This window comes from Paenisporosarcina sp. P4_E4_2, from assembly GCF_056401595.1.
The window spans coordinates 1-1,840 of the sequence record NZ_JBFUJC010000473.1; the positions used below are offsets into that span (position 1 = coordinate 1).

At 40.6% G+C, this 1,840-nt stretch carries 3 protein-coding genes; all 3 read left to right on the forward strand.

Annotation, left to right across the window (positions count from 1 at the left end):
• The first annotated feature begins 259 nt into the window (after positions 1-259).
• A complete protein-coding gene (locus tag AC1DSB_RS18790; protein ID WP_477531866.1) occupies positions 260-871 on the forward strand; it encodes a Maf family protein in 612 nt (203 codons plus the stop codon).
• Positions 861-1,559: a RadC family protein gene (radC, locus tag AC1DSB_RS18795; RefSeq protein WP_477531865.1), complete on the forward strand. Its 699-nt coding sequence runs from the start codon at positions 861-863 to the stop codon at positions 1,557-1,559. Before AC1DSB_RS18790 ends, radC begins: the two co-directional genes overlap by 11 nt.
• 94 nt (positions 1,560-1,653) lie before the next feature.
• On the forward strand, positions 1,654-1,840 hold a 187-nt coding region (locus tag AC1DSB_RS18800), incomplete at its 3' end, for a rod shape-determining protein (protein WP_477587364.1).

Sequence of the window (1,840 nt, forward strand, 5' to 3'; positions counted from 1 at the left end):
CAAAATTTAATTTTGCGGACACTGGAAATAAGGATGCCAAACCAAAGGACTGGGACTCTAACATTGCTGCTATATCAACACTTTCAAAGGAATTAAACGTCATTAGAGTTCAATTATTATCGCATTATTTCGCACAAAATGACTGCTTGAAAATTGAATTATAAGCCCTTTTATTTGGTCAAAATGAAATTATTGCCCTTTATACACATTTTTCAACATCGACATCATTCTGTATGATGTCAAAAAGGAGCTGATTTCATTGGAATTCAAAACAACAAAACCGTTAATTTTAGCATCTGCTTCACCGAGGAGAAAAGAGTTATTATCACTGCTTGGGGTACCCTTTGAAGTGAAAACATTGGAGATAGATGAGGAGGACATTTTCGGATGCTCGCCTGCCGAACTCGTTTGCAACATTGCGATGGAAAAAGGACTGGCCGTCGCTGAATACAATCAGCACGCAATCGTCATCAGTGCCGATACCATGGTGTTTCTTGATGATGAGGCACTTGGGAAGCCTAAAAATGCAGAGATGGCGAAACTGTATTTGCGGAGATTATCCGGTAGGACACATACGGTCATTACGGGAGTATCCATCTATTTTGAAGGAATTTGCAATGTGTTTTATGAAGAGACAAAAGTCACTTTTTATAAATTAACGGACGAATGGATCAACAGTTATGTGGCAAGTGGCGATTGCTACGACAAGGCAGGGGCATATGGTATCCAGACAGCAGGTACTTTGATGGTGGAACATATTAACGGAGACTACAATAATGTTGTGGGTTTACCTATTGCAGAAGTGTATCGTGAACTTATGAATTTAGAACTGCTTGAGATGAAGTCTGCAGGAGTACGTTATGATAACTGAAGTGAAGCCGGCACTGATGATTCGTGACGTCCATGCTTCTGATCGCCCACGTGAAAGACTGATAAACCAAGGCGCAGCCGCGCTATCGAACCAAGAATTGATTGCCATTTTACTACGGACGGGTACCAAACAGGAATCCGTCCTTCATTTGGCGAATCGAGTGTTGACGTTCTTTGAACAACTGCATGAATTGAAAAATGCAACTATCGAAGAAATCATGTCCGTTAAAGGGATTGGAGAAGCGAAAGCGGTTCAGCTGCTTGCTGCAGTAGAACTTGGTAGAAGGCTATCTTTACAACAAACTGATGAGAAATTCACCGTTCGTTCTCCGAAAGACGCTGCAACATTCTTAATGACGGATATGACATCTTTAAAACAAGAAAATTTTGTCGTTCTTTTCATGAATGTTAAAAATCAAGTGCTACACAAACAAACCATTTTTATTGGCAGTTTAAATGCCAGTATCGTACACCCCAGGGAGATATTCAGAGAGGCAGTGAAACGTTCAGCTGCCTCGATTATCTGTGCCCATAACCATCCGTCAGGTAACCCGTCCCCTTCACCCGAAGACATAGAAGTTACGAAGCGAATACAGGAAGCCGGGCACATTATGGGCATCGAATTGCTCGACCATGTCATTATCGGTGATCATCAATTTATCAGTTTGAAGGAAAAGGGTTACATGTGACACTGTGATTTTCTCCTTTTATCCGTTATAATCAAATTTATGGTTTAAACTAAGCTAAGATTAACTGGCTAAGGATAGAAAGGAAGAACATAACGTGTTTGGATTTGGAGCAAAAGATGTCGGGATTGACCTAGGCACAGCAAATACTTTGGTATTTATTAAAGGAAAAGGAATCGTTTTACGCGAACCTTCAGTAGTTGCAAGAAATACAAATAATGGCGATATCGTTGCAGTAGGTAACGATGCTAAAAATATGATTGGTCGTACACCGGGTTCAATCG

What these genes read in the sequence shown, in the direction of transcription:
- radC (WP_477531865.1), top strand. Translation starts at nt 861, where the DNA reads ATGATAACTGAAGTGAAGCCGGCACTGATGATTCGTGACGTCCATGCT.